This window comes from Corynebacterium crudilactis (genome assembly GCF_001643015.1).
In the GTDB taxonomy this organism is placed as follows: Bacteria; Actinomycetota; Actinomycetes; order Mycobacteriales; family Mycobacteriaceae; genus Corynebacterium; species Corynebacterium crudilactis.
Map to the genome: position 1 here is coordinate 318,987 of NZ_CP015622.1, position 14,725 is coordinate 333,711.

At 53.8% G+C, this 14,725-nt stretch carries 17 protein-coding genes; 11 read left to right on the forward strand and 6 right to left on the reverse strand.

What is annotated here, in order from left to right; translation table 11 throughout:
* Positions 1-37: 37 nt before the first annotated feature.
* Positions 38-721 (reverse strand): CRP-like cAMP-activated global transcriptional regulator GlxR, encoded by a 684-nt coding sequence (gene glxR / locus ccrud_RS01500; RefSeq protein ID WP_003855810.1) that lies wholly within the window; start codon positions 719-721, stop codon positions 38-40.
* 259 nt (positions 722-980) lie between these two features.
* The gene (locus ccrud_RS01505) at positions 981-1,169 is read right to left on the reverse strand and encodes a hypothetical protein (protein WP_066563891.1); all 189 of its coding nucleotides are present in this window, start codon (positions 1,167-1,169) and stop codon (positions 981-983) included.
* Positions 1,170-1,214: 45 nt separating this feature from the next.
* Here ccrud_RS01505 and nth point away from each other — a divergent pair, with 45 nt between their 5' ends.
* From nth to ccrud_RS01525, 4 genes are all read left to right on the forward strand, one after another.
* A complete protein-coding gene (nth, locus tag ccrud_RS01510; protein WP_066563894.1) occupies positions 1,215-1,997 on the forward strand; it encodes an endonuclease III in 783 nt (260 codons plus the stop codon).
* A 5-nt stretch (positions 1,998-2,002) separates the two neighbouring features.
* Positions 2,003-2,554 carry a TlpA family protein disulfide reductase gene (locus ccrud_RS01515; protein ID WP_066563897.1) on the forward strand — a complete coding sequence of 184 codons (552 nt, stop codon included), beginning with the start codon at positions 2,003-2,005 and terminating at the stop codon, positions 2,552-2,554.
* Positions 2,555-2,556: 2 nt separating this feature from the next.
* The gene (locus ccrud_RS01520; protein WP_066563900.1) at positions 2,557-3,300 is read left to right on the forward strand and encodes an NUDIX hydrolase; all 744 of its coding nucleotides are present in this window, start codon (positions 2,557-2,559) and stop codon (positions 3,298-3,300) included.
* A 79-nt stretch (positions 3,301-3,379) separates the two neighbouring features.
* On the forward strand, positions 3,380-4,576 hold the full coding sequence (locus tag ccrud_RS01525) for a MarP family serine protease (protein ID WP_066563902.1): 1,197 nt from the start codon (positions 3,380-3,382) through the stop codon (positions 4,574-4,576).
* A gap of 270 nt (positions 4,577-4,846) precedes the next feature.
* On the opposite strand, the gene ccrud_RS01530 is transcribed toward ccrud_RS01525, so the two are convergent.
* The 3 genes from ccrud_RS01530 to ccrud_RS01540 form a co-directional block, all read right to left on the reverse strand.
* On the reverse strand, positions 4,847-5,854 hold the full coding sequence (locus tag ccrud_RS01530) for an alpha/beta fold hydrolase (protein WP_066563904.1): 1,008 nt from the start codon (positions 5,852-5,854) through the stop codon (positions 4,847-4,849).
* Positions 5,855-5,870: 16 nt separating this feature from the next.
* Complete coding sequence (locus ccrud_RS01535; protein ID WP_066563908.1) at positions 5,871-6,422, reverse strand: phage holin family protein; 552 nt, start codon at positions 6,420-6,422, stop codon at positions 5,871-5,873.
* A 164-nt stretch (positions 6,423-6,586) separates the two neighbouring features.
* Entirely contained in the window at positions 6,587-7,429 is an 843-nt protein-coding gene (locus tag ccrud_RS01540) for an HAD family hydrolase (RefSeq protein WP_066563911.1), read from the reverse strand.
* Positions 7,430-7,903: 474 nt separating this feature from the next.
* Here ccrud_RS01540 and ssd point away from each other — a divergent pair, with 474 nt between their 5' ends.
* From ssd to ccrud_RS01575, 7 genes are read left to right on the forward strand one after another with little or no spacing between them, the layout of a single operon-like run.
* Complete coding sequence (ssd, locus tag ccrud_RS01545; protein WP_066569373.1) at positions 7,904-8,965, forward strand: septum site-determining protein Ssd; 1,062 nt, start codon at positions 7,904-7,906, stop codon at positions 8,963-8,965.
* A complete protein-coding gene (locus ccrud_RS01550; RefSeq protein ID WP_066563912.1) occupies positions 8,965-10,104 on the forward strand; it encodes a TadA family conjugal transfer-associated ATPase in 1,140 nt (379 codons plus the stop codon). The genes ssd and ccrud_RS01550 overlap by 1 nt, the downstream gene beginning before the upstream one ends.
* Positions 10,089-10,871 carry a type II secretion system F family protein gene (locus ccrud_RS01555; RefSeq protein WP_066563914.1) on the forward strand — a complete coding sequence of 261 codons (783 nt, stop codon included), beginning with the start codon at positions 10,089-10,091 and terminating at the stop codon, positions 10,869-10,871. The genes ccrud_RS01550 and ccrud_RS01555 overlap by 16 nt, the downstream gene beginning before the upstream one ends.
* Positions 10,868-11,452, forward strand: coding sequence for a type II secretion system F family protein (locus ccrud_RS01560; protein ID WP_245670328.1), 585 nt, complete (start codon positions 10,868-10,870; stop codon positions 11,450-11,452). The genes ccrud_RS01555 and ccrud_RS01560 overlap by 4 nt, the downstream gene beginning before the upstream one ends.
* A gap of 30 nt (positions 11,453-11,482) precedes the next feature.
* Entirely contained in the window at positions 11,483-11,683 is a 201-nt protein-coding gene (locus ccrud_RS01565) for a DUF4244 domain-containing protein (protein WP_066563916.1), read from the forward strand.
* A 3-nt stretch (positions 11,684-11,686) separates the two neighbouring features.
* Positions 11,687-12,010: a hypothetical protein gene (locus tag ccrud_RS01570; protein WP_066563920.1), complete on the forward strand. Its 324-nt coding sequence runs from the start codon at positions 11,687-11,689 to the stop codon at positions 12,008-12,010.
* Positions 11,985-12,323 carry an Rv3654c family TadE-like protein gene (locus ccrud_RS01575; RefSeq protein ID WP_245670330.1) on the forward strand — a complete coding sequence of 113 codons (339 nt, stop codon included), beginning with the start codon at positions 11,985-11,987 and terminating at the stop codon, positions 12,321-12,323. Before ccrud_RS01570 ends, ccrud_RS01575 begins: the two co-directional genes overlap by 26 nt.
* Here ccrud_RS01575 and ccrud_RS01580 read toward each other — a convergent pair.
* A complete protein-coding gene (locus ccrud_RS01580) occupies positions 12,318-14,723 on the reverse strand; it encodes a DEAD/DEAH box helicase (protein WP_245670331.1) in 2,406 nt (801 codons plus the stop codon). The two genes, ccrud_RS01575 and ccrud_RS01580, sit on opposite strands and share 6 nt — an antisense overlap.
* Positions 14,724-14,725: the final 2 nt, after the last annotated feature.

The following is a 14,725-nucleotide window of genomic DNA, read 5'->3' on the forward strand; positions in this document are numbered from 1 at the left end:
GATGAGGTGCTTTTCGTTTGTGCTTAAGTGAGAAAGCTTAACGTGCGCGACGTGCCAAGTGCTCGGTGTCCACGATGAGGACAGACTTGCCCTCGAGGCGGATCCAGCCACGGTGTGCGAAGGTAGCCAGAGCCTTGTTCACGGTCTCACGGGAAGCGCCAACGAGCTGAGCGATTTCTTCCTGGGTGAGGTCGTGGTTGACGCGAAGAGCGCCTGCTTCTTGGGTGCCGAAGCGGTTAGCCAGCTGCAGAAGGGTCTTAGCAACGCGGCCTGGAACATCGGTGAAGATGAGGTCAGCGAGAGAAGCGTTGGTGCGGCGTAGGCGACGAGCCAAAACGCGCAGCAGCTGCTCAGCGATTGCTGGGTGATCAGCAACCCAGTTGCGCAGCATGTCAGAGTTCATGGTTGCTGCGTGAACTTCGGTGACACACACTGCAGAGGAAGTACGTGGGCCTGGATCGAAGATGGAGAGCTCACCGAACATATCGGAAGGACCCATGATGGTCAGCAGGTTTTCGCGACCGTCTGGTGCGTGGCGTGCAAGCTTCACCTTGCCAGAGGTGATGATGTACAGGCGGTCGCCTGGTTCACCTTCGTCAAAAATGGTTGCGCCGCGAGGAAAACGAACAGTCTCCATGTCTTGGATAAGGTTGTTTACCGCTGTTGGGTCAACGCCTTGAAAAATTCCGGCGCGCGACAGGATTTCCTGTACACCTTCCACTGCTTTTCTCCTTCATCTGCCACATCTTGTTTGAGTCCGGATGAGTGGCAACACCTGTGGTGTTAGGTTTGAGATAAAATCCGGATGACACCTAACGGGAGGTGTCTAATGATGTGGCAAAGACCACTCTACTATGCAATTGGTCACCATCTTAGTGCATTTGGCTAAAATGTCACAGTCTAAAAACTAATATTTCAATATTCACAGATTACCAGCAGCTTAAGTATATTCTGATTAAATCTTTTGATTTAACTCAGGTTTAGGCAGCTGATGCTTCATGTACTTCATGCTCTTGTGAGTCACTATCTGCACTGACAGCGTTCTTCGCTAACTTTACATCAGTGTCATTGGACGCGTCGGAGTGCAAAAGGGAAGACTCGATTCGCTCCATCGCAAATGCAAAAAGCATCAATAAGAGTGGGATGATCACCACAAGCAAACCTGTCATGGAACTTATTCTAGTGATGAATCATTTTCGCGCTAACTTAAGGGTATGGCATCGATTACTCCACAGAAGCGACCTCGCGTTGGTTCTCATCTCGCGAACAAGGGTGAAGAGACTGAAATAGGGACTAAACGTCGAGCTCGACGCATCAATCGCACGCTTACTCAGGCGTATCCGGATGCGCATTGCGAGCTGGATTTTACAAATCCGCTAGAGCTCACTGTGGCAACTATTTTGTCCGCCCAGTGCACAGACGTCCGCGTCAACCAGGTAACGCCGGCATTATTTCGGCGTTATCCAACAGCTGCGGATTACGCCACCGCCGATCGTGCTGAGCTAGAAGAATTGATTCGGCCAACTGGATTCTTCCGCAACAAGGCAAATTCCTTGATCGGACTTGGTCAAGCACTCATTTCGCTTCACGACGGCGAGGTCCCTGCCACGCTAGCTGAGCTGGTGGAGTTGCCGGGAGTGGGACGCAAAACTGCCAACGTGGTGCTGGGCAATGCTTTTGGCGTGCCGGGCATAACAGTGGATACACACTTCGGTAGGTTGGTGCGCCGCATGAAACTTACTGCTGAAGAAGATCCAGTCAAAGTAGAAAAGGTGATGAACGAACTTATTGAAAAGCCTGAATGGACGATGTTTTCTCATCGTCTAATCTTCCACGGACGTAGGATATGCCATAGTCGACGAGCTGCTTGTGGAGCATGCATGCTTGCAGCGGATTGCCCATCCTTCGGTTTGGAAGGGCCAGCAGATCCATATGAGGCTCAAAAACTAATTAAAAGCGATGATAGGGAGCACCTGCTGAACATGGCAGGGATGTAAAACAAATGACAAGCAGTGCAAAATGGTCCATCGTTGGTGTTGTCGTCATCCTGGCTGTGCTTGTGGCGTTGATTCCTCAGCTTGTGGGAGGAAGCAGTACTGAAGACGCACAGGGGGAGACGTCGACAAGCGTTATCGCGGGGCGCCCTGACTGCGTGGCCTCTGGCGCGGCGGGTGTGGAGCTGCCGTGTTTGGGGGGCGCCAATGGCGCTGGCAACCAGCTGGCCACCGTGGTGAATCTGTGGGCCTGGTGGTGTGAGCCGTGCCGTGCGGAGCTGCCGATCTTTGATCAATTTGCGCAGGCGCATCCTGAACTCAATGTGATGGGTGTGCACGCTGATAAAAATGCGTCCAATGGTGCCGCGTTGCTCGATGATTTGAATGTTGCTTTGGCGAGCTATCAGGATGATTCCAATTTATTCGCCGGTACTTTGGGGCTGCCTGGAGTCGTGCCCATCACCGTGGTTGTTTCTCCTGAAGGTGATGTTGTGGGTACTTTCCCACAGCCTTTTGAATCAGTTGAGGAGCTAGAAAACGCTGTGGCAGGGGTGCTATAAACATGCAGATTTTCCCTGATCTCCCTCATGATTTCCCAGGTCACAACACTGAGCTTGCTCCGGCAAAGGCGCCCGTGTGGATGCACCGCCTCATTGATCGGATTCACACTGGGCGCATGGTAGATCCTCTATCCGGCTCCGAGCCTATTGGGCAAACCGAAGCGACAAAGCGCGCGGCTGTGCTCATGCTCTTTTCTGGCTCCGAAACCTCTTTTGATCTGCCCAACGATGCTTCCGTATTACTCACACATCGCACCCCAACCATGCGCTCCCATGCTGGTCAGATTGCTTTTCCTGGTGGCAGAATTGATCCCACCGACGTCAACGCGGTGGATTGTGCATTTCGTGAGGCTTGGGAAGAAACCGGCCTGGATCGTAGAACGGCAACTCCATTAGTCCAGCTCAATGAAGTGCATATTCGCGCTACTGGCTATCCTGTGTCTCCGATTTTGGGGCATTGGCACACACCTTCTCCTGTGGCGGTAGCCAGCCCGCATGAAACCGACGAAGTATTTGATGCGCCACTCTATGATCTCATTGATCCCAAAAACCGTCTCGTGGTGGGGTGGAAACAATGGCATGGCCCAGCGTTTAGAGTAAACGATTACATCATTTGGGGCTTCACTGGCGGCTTGCTTTCTGCGATTTTAGATACCGCAGGTTGGGCGACTGACTGGGATGCCAATCGCATCTATGACCTGGAAAATACTTTGTCCACATCTCGCAACAATGAGCGAATGCGTTAGGTTGGCACGTCCCTGGTGGCCTAAAATCGAAATGATCAAAAAATTCCAGCGATTTTCGAAAGTGTAGAACACTAATCAATTGTTGAGCCCGAGCCTGGTAGTCGATGCCATCATCATCCTCGTTATGGCATTTGCCCTGTGGGGCGGTTGGCGTCAAGGCGCCTTCACCTCATTGCTATCCACTGTTGGTGTGGTCTCTGGCCTGGTGGTTGGCGCGGCGGCCGCTCCATTTGTGATGGGGCTGACCGACTCTACAGCGTTGCGCTTTCTGCTCGCGATCGGCACCGTCGTGCTGTTGGTGGGACTGGGAAATCTGATTGGCGCGCATTTGGGCGCAGCAATTCGGGACAATATTAAATTCCGCAGCTCCCGAGTATTGGACTCCGCCATCGGCGCTATTTTCCAAGTGCTGGCAACCCTGATCGTGGTGTGGCTTGTGGCAATTCCCCTGGCCGCTGGTCTGCCCGGACCAGTGGCTAGCGGCATTAGAGATTCCCGAATTTTAAGTTTTGTTGACCAGTTCACACCGCAAGGGCTGGATAAGCTGCCTTCAAAAATTGCTGCAATGCTCAGCGAATCAGGCCTTCCACCACTGATTTCACCATTTACTGGCGGATCTTCTGTAGAAGTAGATGCGCCAGAAATTAACGTGGACAACGTCGCACTCGTAGAAGCCATGCGACCTTCCGTCATCCACGTGATGGGCGATGCCCAAGAATGTAGTCGCCGACTCATGGGATCTGGTTTCGTGGCAGCACCAGATTATGTGGTGACCAACGCGCACGTGGTTGCAGGTACTTCTACGGTAAGTCTCGATACGATGATCGGCACGCGTTCTGCTGAAGTGGTGTTCTATGATCCAGATGTAGATATTGCTGTGCTGTACAGCCCTGACCTTGGCCTTGATCCACTGCCCTGGGCTTCTATGCCGTTAGCAACGTCCGATGAAGCGATCGTCATGGGATTCCCACAATCTGGACCGTTTAATGCTTCGCCAGCACGAATCCGCGAGCGCATCATGATCACCGGCAGCAATATTTATGCCAATGGTCAGCATGAGCGCGAGGCTTATTCTGTGCGCGGTTCCATTCAGTCTGGAAACTCTGGTGGCCCTATGGCGAATGAGGCCGGAGAAGTAGTGGGCGTGGTGTTTGGTGCAGCGATTGATGGTTCCGATACCGGATATGTACTCACTGCCGAAGAGGTACGGAACCGCATTGGTGATATTTCCGCACTGACTCAGCCGGTGGACACCATGCAGTGCGCGGTCTCTTAAGCATCGAGGTATTACCAATGCTGTGTGCTGTTTTAAGACCCTGTAACCAAGTTTATGGGTAAAAGGGTGCGGGAGATCCTTTAAAGCTCTTAAACGGCCGTTGTGGAGAGCCCCGGTTTTTCTGCTATTCGGAGAAAACTAGACCAGGTGACCAAATCTTTAGAGATCCCTCGGATCTCGGTCGCTGTGTCCGGTTCCTTGGTTGAGCGACCAGACTGAGCGATCGAAGCCTTCTTGTTTAAAGGTCTCTTTGGTCACCTGGTCTGGTTTTTATACTGCCGAGCGTGCAAACTTGGCAATCGTTGCGGCGAACTCCGCTGGATGCTCCAAATAGGGCAGCTCAAAGCCACCGGGAATGGCAATTGTTGTCATGGCTCCTGTGACGCGAGCTCTGGCGGTAGTGGCCAGATGCTCCCAACGCCTCGTGTTTGTTTTCAAGATCAGCACCGGTGCAGAAATGGTGTTCCGTGCATTTTTGCTCGGTAGACCTGCGACCAAATATCGATTGGTGCGGATAATCGGCGTGGTGGTGTGATCGATGGACAGGGCTTTTTTACGCAATCGCACAGTATCGGTGAAGGCGTTGCTGCGCTGATAAGACGGGGAGGTGTTGTTGGCGATTTCTCGCCGTGCCACACGGGAGACGGAAAAATGAAATGCTTTGTGGAGCAACGTCGGAACGCGGAAAAGAAGCAAACGGCCGATATCTGCCAGGTGGAGATAAGGTTTGCGTCGGATGGCGCGACGCATATCCAGGGGGTGGATGGCGCCGAGGGATACCAGTCCGTTGACTCGCTCTGGGTATATCGAGGCGGTAGCCCATGCGATGCTAGCACCGGTGTCGGAGCCGACCAGAAACGCATTATCATGGCCAAGAGCTGCGATAAGGCTGCTGATTTCACCGGCGGCGTGGCGGAGATCGTAACCAGTTGGGGGCTTATCAGACATGCCGTAGCCGCGGAGATCAATGGCTGCGACGTGGAAACCTGCATCTGCAAGTGGTCCGATGACATCGCGGAAATCGTACCAACCGCCAAAAGCCCCATGGATCAAAAGAACCAAGGGGTTGGTGGGGGAGCCTGCCTCAGCTAGATGGAGGCGGATGCCACGGACGGAAACGTGGTCATGGGTGAATGGTCCATCGAGGGCAACGATTCCAGGGGAACGCTCAATTGAGGCGATCGTGTGGGCAAGGCGCCGTTGGGCGGTTGCGGTTTTGGAACGGTTGCCGGGGATGAAACGGGTGAGGGGAGACGTCGACAAGCTAAAAAGGGCCATCGAAGTCTCCTAATTTTTAGTGCTTGTCGGTTACAGCGCCAGGGCTGTGGAAAGATGCAGCGGTGTAGAGGCCGCGCTGGTTAGCGCGCTCTAGCTTCTCGGTGGCCTGACCTGGAACAAGGTTCTTCAGCTCATTGACCGATTGGATGGTGTTTTTCGGTGCCCCCATCTTCTTCACCTTGCGCCAGCCGAACAGCGCCAGGGAAGCTGCGATAACGAGCATGAACAGGAACACGATCAAAAATGCTGCCCACGGCTTAATCCAGAGGCACAGCAGCGCTGCGACGAAGAAGAAAAAGAAGAAAGAGCTGTACAAAGCGATAACTCCAGCAACGCTGAATGCACCGCCGCCGATAGCAGCTTTCTTTGCTTCGCCTGCAAGTTCAGTCTTAGCTAGCTCGACTTCAGCACGGAAAAGGCTGGACATCTGGGATGTTGCGTTGGACATCAGTGTGCCAATTGAGGCTTCACCGCTCACGCTGGTGTCCACATCGCTGAGGGGAATTGAGTCTACTTTCGGTGCAAAAGTGCTGCTACCGTCTGTAAAAAGGCCATCTTTGTTGCTCACGTGGAAGCTCCTCCAGTGTTTAAAATTAGCGTTCGTTATTCCCAATCGTGCCACGAAATCTCATCTTGGGTGAAGTTTATCGTGACCAGACATTCGAAATACATATTAATCCATGCTTGTCGACGCACCCACCCACCATGCCCTAAGGCTTGTACAGGTGAGGTTTAGGCCGAACCGTGCCGCGCGCGTCTCATCCACCAAATACTACCTGCAGCTACCGCTGCAATGCCCGCGACCACTCCGGTGCCGATGCTGACCTCGCGAGTACTGGGCATTTGAAACAGTGGTTCGGGGTTTTTGAAGCTTAAGATTTTCCATCCGCGTTCCAGGGCGATCTTTTTAAGTGCGCGATCTGGGTTGACCGCTGTCGGATTTCCGACTGCTTCTAGCATGGGGAGATCGGTGAAGGAATCTGAGTAGGCGTGGCTTTGGGAAAGGTCGTAATTATGGGCTTTTGCTAGGTCTAAAATGGACTGCGCTTTGGCAGCGCCTTTGCAGTAGAAGAGCACGTCACCGGTGTAGAGACCGTCCTCGGACTCCAAAATAGTGGTGACAGTTTTTTCTACACCAAGTTCTTTGGCGATGGGCTCCACGAGCTCTTTTACCGATGCAGAAATGATGATGACATCGTGGCCGAGTTCTTGGTGGTGTTCGATCAGTTCACGTGCTTCCGCATAAATAGTGGGCGTGACCACCGTATGCATGGTCTCCTCAGCGATGGAACGTACTTGTTGCACATCCCAGCCACGGATCATGGCAGTGAGCTGATCGCGAGTGTTATCCATTTGTTCGCTGGTGTGGCCGGCGACCATATAGGTTGCTTGCGCGAGGCTTAATTGCAGTGCTTCCACAGGTGAGATGAGCCCGCTGCTCATAAATTCACGGCCATAGGCGTAGGTGGAGCTCATCGCAATAATTGTTTTATCCAGATCAAAAAACGCAGCCACCTTTGTGGGGGTGCTGGTATCTAGGCCCTGTGGTTTCGGGGCTGGATCTGGCTGATTCACATGGCACAGTTTAGCGCCTTTTCATAACTTTCCAAGACCTCAGCTGAAACTCATGTGGCCAATGTGATTCAAGTGACTTCCTTTTGGGCGTGCTGTGGGGCTGTTTGGAGCGTGATTTGCAGCAGTCTTTATGAATCACATTATTCGAATGAATAATCGGGTTTGATGTTGTCTTGTGGCGTTTGATATGCCATAATTTCAGGTGCAAGGCCCCGATATACTGTGTGGCCTGCCCCGGCACAATCCCCCCGTTGCCGGGTTACTGACGGCCCGCGCACACCCCCCCCGAGGCGCGGGCCGTCCCTTATTTTCTAGTAACATTCCAGATTTTCCTAGCAGATTATCTGCAGTCATGTATCTCAACGTAGAAATTATCCACAGGCTTGGGGCTGAAAAGAGCTTAAAGAGTAAGTTATCCACAGCCCTGAGATAGCAACGTTGTGGGAACTTAAACGCCGCAGCACAGTGGTGGCTATGAACAGCACGACGAACCAAGCAATACTTATCGCAGTGGAAGATCCAGTCCTTCACCCAGAAGCAATGCATGTGGCTGCGGCAACGGGACGGCCAGTTATTGAAACAACACATATTGGAGATATCACCAGGCATTTTCACCGTGCCTCAGCGGTTCTTATCGATGCAGCGGTGGCAGCGCAGATAAACAATGCGAAGCGGCGCAGCAGAGTCTTTTTGCTGGATTCTGATCCAGGCCCCTCCGATTGGAAAACAGCCATGGCAATCCATGCGGAGCAAGCGATACTGTTGCCTGCCCAAGCGGGAGAATTGCTGAGTGCTCTAGGCCGAAATGATAAACAGATTGCGGTTGCCGCAGGCCACATGATTGGTGTGGTTGGGGCAGTGGGTGGAACCGGGGCAAGCACCTTAGCTGCAGCATTAGCGAAACGCCGGGCAGTATCGGCCACCACGGTGTTGATAGATGGGGTTCCTTCCTCCGGGGGTATTGATCTGTTATTAGGGGTAGAAGATGCCCCCGGCGCGCGCTGGCCGGATGTGGGTGTGCGTCGGGGCACTGTGCAGGCTGCTGATGTACTGAAAGCGTTGCCGAGTACTCCTGATTCTGTGGTGGTGTTATCTACGGCGCGTTCTACTATTTTGGATCCTTTTGTGTTGTCTTCGCAGGATGTTTCTGCAGCTATTGATTGTTTTGTGGAGGCGGATCAGCCGATTGATGCGATTGTGGATCTGCATGCAGAGCAGCTGGATGAAGATCTTGTGGGGCGATTGACGCATCTTGTTCTAGTTATTCCGGCAGAGGTGCGGGCTGTTGCTGCAGCTCGGGCGCTTTATCTGGAATTACAACAATTTCATGTGCCCATCACGTGTGTGTTGAGGCACCGCGGTTGGTCTGGTTTGGATGTGTCAGAAGTCGAGGAGATTTTGGGTGTGGAGATCACTGCTGAAATCGGTTCTATTCACAAATTGGCTAAATCGGTAGAAATGCATGGTTTGAGTGGCTCCTTGCCGCGGGTGTTAAGCACCGCGTGCGATGCCGTCCTGGGGGAGGTGTTGGCGTGATGGTGGATATTGATGGCGTGGTGGAAGCGGTGCAAAGAATTATTGCCACTCAAAAGGAGGCGCCCACATCGGCAGAAATCGCCAGTATCGTGCGGGAGCACGCCGGGGTGATCATCAGCAATGAAGACATTGTGACAGTGTTGCGTCGATTGCGGAGTGATTCGGTTGGCGTTGGTCCGTTGGAAGCTTTGCTTGCTACTCCTGGGGTGACAGATGTGTTGGTTAATGGGCATCACAGCGTGTGGATTGATCGAGGTCGTGGGGTGGAAAAGACCGACTTGGATCTTGGCTCCGAAGATGCCGTGCGCCGGTTAGCTACGCGGTTGGCGTTGACATGTGGCAGGCGTTTGGATGATGCGCAGCCTTTTGCTGATGGGCGTATCTCCAGGGATGATGGCAGCGTCCTGCGTATCCACGCGATGTTGGCACCATTGGCGGAATCCGGGACATGTATTAGTTTGCGCGTGCTGCGGCAAGCACGTTTAACGCTCGACGATCTCATCCACAACGGAACTGTTCCAGAAGATATTGCGCTCGCGCTGCGAAATATCATTACACAGCGGCGTTCTTTTCTGGTCGTTGGTGGCACAGGAACAGGAAAAACCACCTTGCTATCTGCGCTGCTCACTGAGGTGCCGCATGACCAGCGCATCGTCTGCATTGAAGATACGGCCGAGCTGCATCCATCCCACCCCAGCACAATTAACTTGGTCTCGCGTCAGGCAAATGTGGAAGGTGCAGGAGCCGTGACCATGGCGGATTTGTTGAAACAATCTTTGCGCATGAGACCGGATCGACTTGTTGTTGGTGAGATTCGTGGTGCTGAGGTAGTGGATCTACTCGCTGCCATGAACACAGGGCATGACGGTGGGGCGGGCACAATTCACGCCAATTCCATTGCAGAAGTCCCCGCCCGCATGGAAGCCCTGGCGGCAACGGGTGGTTTGGGCCGCATGGCACTGCACTCACAACTTGCTGCAGCCGTAGACATTGTTCTTGTCATGAAGCACACTGCTTCTGGCCGGCGGCTTGCCCAGCTGGGAGTTTTGCAGGGCAATCCTGTTACTGCCCAGGTGGTGTGGGATATCGACCATGGTGTGTACGAAGAAAACGAGGCCACGGCATGGCTTATGCACTAGGAATTTTAGGATTCGCCGTCTGGATATCTGGCACTGGCTCAACAGGTCCGAGCCGTCGTACCACCTCTGTGAGACCTGGAAATAATATCCACCTTCTCGCACTGCTGGCATTATTTGCCCTGGCGACAACACTGTTTATCGTTGTCGATGCCTACACCATGACAGCTGGCATTATCATCGCCGCAGTCTTGAGCTGGTACCTGCGCAGCACCCACACGATGGCACGTGATGCTAAACAATCTCACCTTCTCGCAAGTTTCCTCGGACTGTGTGCCGGCAACCTACGCGCCGGGCTCACCATGGTTGATGCGATGGATTACGCACTGGCTAATACCGCGCAAGACAACCACATCGGCCCAGTGCTCCAGACCGCAGCGCGGCAAGCGCGGTCGGGTGGAAGCGGTCCGAAAGTGCTTATCGACGCCCCCGTCCCCGATCTACAACGCCTCGGCCATCTCTGGGAAACCTCCGAAAGACACGGCATTCCGCTCGTCGCTCTCATTGATCAGATGCGTTCCCGTATTTCTTCCAAACAACGCCATCGAGAATCTACCAAAGCAGCGCTCCAAGGTCCGCAAGCTACTGCAGTGATCTTGACAGTGTTGCCACTGGTAGGAGTGCTCATGGGCACTGCGATGGGCGCGAACCCTTTGGGCATACTCACTGGTGGAGGGATTGGAGGCTTACTGCTGGTGGTGGGCGTTGGGTTGGATGCCGCCGGATTTGTGATCACCCACAAGATTTTGCAGAGCGCGAGCCCATTATGAGTTCTCTGTTCATGGCGCTGCTGCTTGCCTCCATCAGCATGGTTGTTTCGGCCCCTCACCCTGGAAACCGTGGTGGATTACTTCGCCTCAAACGATATAAAAACCTGCGTATCCGAGCTGGCCCCACAAAGCTTCGCATTGCTGATCCCATAGATGTCTCCGCAGATATCGAATTGTTTTCAGCATGTTTGGATGCGGGATTAAACACGCGTGATGCAGCCCAAGTGGTTGCTCGTGTCGCAGCAGTATCCCACCGGCAGATATGGACACATGTAGTGGCGTTGTTATCGATAGGTGTGAGTGCCCCACAAGCATTTTCATTAATGGCTCACATTGATGGACTCGATGAAGTAGCCAACCTTGCTACCGTGTCGCATCGTTCCGGCAGTGCATTGAGCAGCGGGTGCAGAAACATTGCCGTTGCCCTGCTGTCCTCTGCCGGTGATCGCAGGACAGCAGCTGCCGAACGCGCAGGAGTGTTCATCGCACTGCCACTAGCGCTGTGTTTCCTTCCCGCATTCATGATCGTTGGGCTGGCGCCAGTGGTGCTCAGCTTGGGTACGCAACTCATCAATTTCTAAATCACAAAAATCTCAAGGAGAAGATCCCACATGTCCATTCACACACACCAACTTTCCCGTCGAGCACGCGCAGTATTAACCCAAGAAGACGGGCTCACCACCGTCGAATACGCCCTCGGAACCCTAGCTGCGGCAGCTCTGGCAGCAGTGTTGTACATGGTAGTCAATAGTGATGCCGTGTCTTCTGCATTTGAATCCATTATCAACGATGCTCTAAGCGCGAGACCATAACTGATGCGCGACCAGAACCAGCGGGATCCTCCACCACGACTGCGCAGCGATGACGGATCAGTCAGCGTCGAGGCTGCGCTAGCGCTGTCTTCCTTGGTTATCGTGTGCGGATTGATTATCGCCGCAATGGCAACCTTGGCAGCCTATTTGGCCGCAGTGGATACTGCGGGAGCAGCTGCCAGGGCCCATGCCATTGGGGAACATTTTGAACCCACACGAGGACAACTCGACGTACAAGAAATAAGCGGCATGCTCACTGCCACCGCCACCATCCCAGCACCTTTTGGCGAGGTGAGTGCACGTGCGGTTTTCCCAGTGGAAAACTAACGAAGACGGCTACATGACAGTTGCCAGCGCCGGTATCGCTGCGATCTTAATCAGCCTTTTTGCCGCACTTGCCTGGCAAGCCGGAAACCTCGTGGACAAAGAACAAGCACAGGTGGCAGCAGATCTCTCCGCTGTAGCTGGCGCCTATGCCTTTGCCCGCGGTGACCTGCCGGCGGTTGCCTGCACCACTGCCCAACACATCGCTGAAGCCAACAACGCAGAGCTACACACCTGCACCACTGCTGGGGAGGATCTCACCGTGGTAGTCGCTGTACGCGGACAACACGCTCGTGCCAAAGCCGGACCGCTATGACGTTCCCAACAACGTCACCAGCGCCCCCAGCAACTTCATGGCACCAGCCTTATCCAGCGGATTATTTCCATTGCCACATTTGGGAGACTGCACACAGCTAGGACAACCCGATTCACAACCACAGCTGCGCACCACCTCAAATGTGGCCTCAATCCACTGCGCAAAACGTCTAAAACCAGAATCAGCAAAACCAGCCCCACCGTCCATGCCGTCATAGACAAAAACCGTAGGTAAACCCGTATCCGGATGCAGCGCTGTGGAAACACCGCCAATATCCCAACGATCACATGTGGCAAGCAACGGCAACATACCAATTGCCGCATGTTCAGCAGCATGAAGAGCACCAGGAATAGCAGCCGGAGAAATCCCCATCGCATCAAGAGCAAGTGGATCAATCGTGTACGCAACCGCACGCGTATGCAGAACCTGAGGAGGTAGATACAACGGAGTCGCATCCAACGTGGTCCCATCCGGAAGCTTCGTGACATAGCCAGTCACACGATCCGTGACCTGAACATCCACATTGGCAACCCACAACCCACCCCCGGCATCAAAGACTTCCTCATCTGTAGGAGCCGCAGTGATACGAATATCAGTGTCACTGCGCGCATAGGTGGTGTACTCCGGCAACTCCGGACGTGCCAACACCAAATGCTCCTCCAAATCCAGCTCATCAATCACAAAAGATTCACCCTGGTGGAGATATACCGCGCCGGGATGGGTTTGTGACATGGCTTTGGCGGAATCGATGGTGCCTAAAAGACGGCCATCGCTGATATCCACGATCATGAATTCAGTGCCGGAACCACCACGCAGGCTGACTTGTTGGTGCGCGACATCAGGACTGAGTTCATCGGCGTTATCTGTTGCGGGTTTTTCCACCGCGAACCATCCGCGAGGGCGGTGGCGGAGGAGCCCTTCAGCTTCTAATTCTGCCACTACTTTTTCGGCACCAAAGGCTGCGATTTCAGGTTCTGTGAGGGGTTTTTCCACCGCAGCACAGTAAATATGGCCACGGATGACATGTGGGTTGGTGGGATCAAAGACCGCTGCTTCCACGGGTTTGTCTAAAAGCGCTTCAGGATGATGGACCAAATAGGTATCCATCGGTTCATCGCGGGCCACTAAGACGACAAGGGAACCTTGACCACGTCGGCCGGCACGTCCAGCTTGCTGCCAAAAGGAGGCGACAGTTCCAGGGAAGCCGGCGGTGACAACAGCATCGAGTCCGCCCACATCAATGCCGAGTTCTAAAGCATTGGTGGAGGAGACACCGAGGAGGGAGCCGTCGTCAAGCATTCTTTCCAATTTGCGGCGGTCTTCTGCCAGGTATCCCGCCCGGTAGGAGGCGATGCGGCGGGCAAAATCCGGGCGCCCCAGGGTGCTGAGCTCTTCCTGCGCGCGCAGGGCCACGATTTCTGCTTGTCGACGAGACCGAACAAATGTAAGTGTGCGCGCTCCTTCGGCAATCAACGTGGCCATGATATTAGCCGCTTCGGTGCTGGCAGCACGTCGCACCGGAGCACCATTTTCGCCTTCGGCACCGTCGATGAAACCGGGTTCCCACAACATGATCGTGCGCTCACCAGTGGGAGCGGCATCTTCGGTGACTGCGATAACTGATGTGCCAAGCAACCTGGATGCATGAATCTCGGGGTCTGAGCTGGTCGCAGAGGCGAGAATAACCGTTGGGTGGGACCCATAGAATGCAGCGATACGCAGCAAACGGCGCATCACCATGGATACATTCGCCCCAAAAACACCGCGATACGCATGGCATTCATCAATCACAATGAACTTCAAATGGCGGAGTACACGTGCCCACCGTGGATGATTAGCCAGCATGGACGCATGAATCATATCGGGATTGGTGAACACGAAACGGCTGAGCTCACGAATGCCGGATCGTGCCTCGCCCGGGGTATCGCCGTCATAGGGGGCAGGATTGATGGGGTGAAAATCCGGGATATCTTGAAGCAGCGCGGAGATAGAGGTTAATTGATCTGAACCAAGTGCTTTGGTGGGAGTTATATACAATGCACAAGCCGTGGGATCGGTACCCAATGCTGACAAAATAGGCAGCTGATAGCCCAGAGATTTTCCTGAAGAAGTACCTGTGGCAACCACAACATGCTGGCCAGACCAGGCGAGGCTTGCAGTGCGTGCCTGATGGGCAAAGAGGTTTTCCACACCACGATCCTGCAACGCACAACGAAGTGTCGAGGGCACCCAGTCGGGCCAATTTTCGTAGGTCGCCTTCGACGCGGGGAGTGTTACCAGATGGGTGAGTGAGGATTCAGAATAACGCTTGGAAATGACCTCTGAGAGCTCTTCTCCGAAGAGATAAGAGACCTGCTTTATACCGTGATTCTTTTCCTGCTCAAAATCGGGGGTATTCAAGG

Coding starts and splice junctions, on each gene's coding strand:
- ssd (WP_066569373.1), top strand. CDS start 7,904: ATGAACAGCACGACGAACCAAGCAATACTTATCGCAGTGGAAGATCCA.
- ccrud_RS01550 (WP_066563912.1), top strand. CDS start 8,965: ATGGTGGATATTGATGGCGTGGTGGAAGCGGTGCAAAGAATTATTGCC.
- ccrud_RS01530 (WP_066563904.1), bottom strand. CDS start 5,854: ATGGCCCTTTTTAGCTTGTCGACGTCTCCCCTCACCCGTTTCATCCCC.
- nth (WP_066563894.1), top strand. CDS start 1,215: ATGGCATCGATTACTCCACAGAAGCGACCTCGCGTTGGTTCTCATCTC.
- ccrud_RS01505 (WP_066563891.1), bottom strand. CDS start 1,169: ATGACAGGTTTGCTTGTGGTGATCATCCCACTCTTATTGATGCTTTTT.
- ccrud_RS01515 (WP_066563897.1), top strand. CDS start 2,003: ATGACAAGCAGTGCAAAATGGTCCATCGTTGGTGTTGTCGTCATCCTG.
- ccrud_RS01560 (WP_245670328.1), top strand. CDS start 10,868: ATGAGTTCTCTGTTCATGGCGCTGCTGCTTGCCTCCATCAGCATGGTT.
- ccrud_RS01520 (WP_066563900.1), top strand. CDS start 2,557: ATGCAGATTTTCCCTGATCTCCCTCATGATTTCCCAGGTCACAACACT.
- ccrud_RS01565 (WP_066563916.1), top strand. CDS start 11,483: ATGTCCATTCACACACACCAACTTTCCCGTCGAGCACGCGCAGTATTA.
- ccrud_RS01555 (WP_066563914.1), top strand. CDS start 10,089: ATGGCTTATGCACTAGGAATTTTAGGATTCGCCGTCTGGATATCTGGC.
- ccrud_RS01570 (WP_066563920.1), top strand. CDS start 11,687: ATGCGCGACCAGAACCAGCGGGATCCTCCACCACGACTGCGCAGCGAT.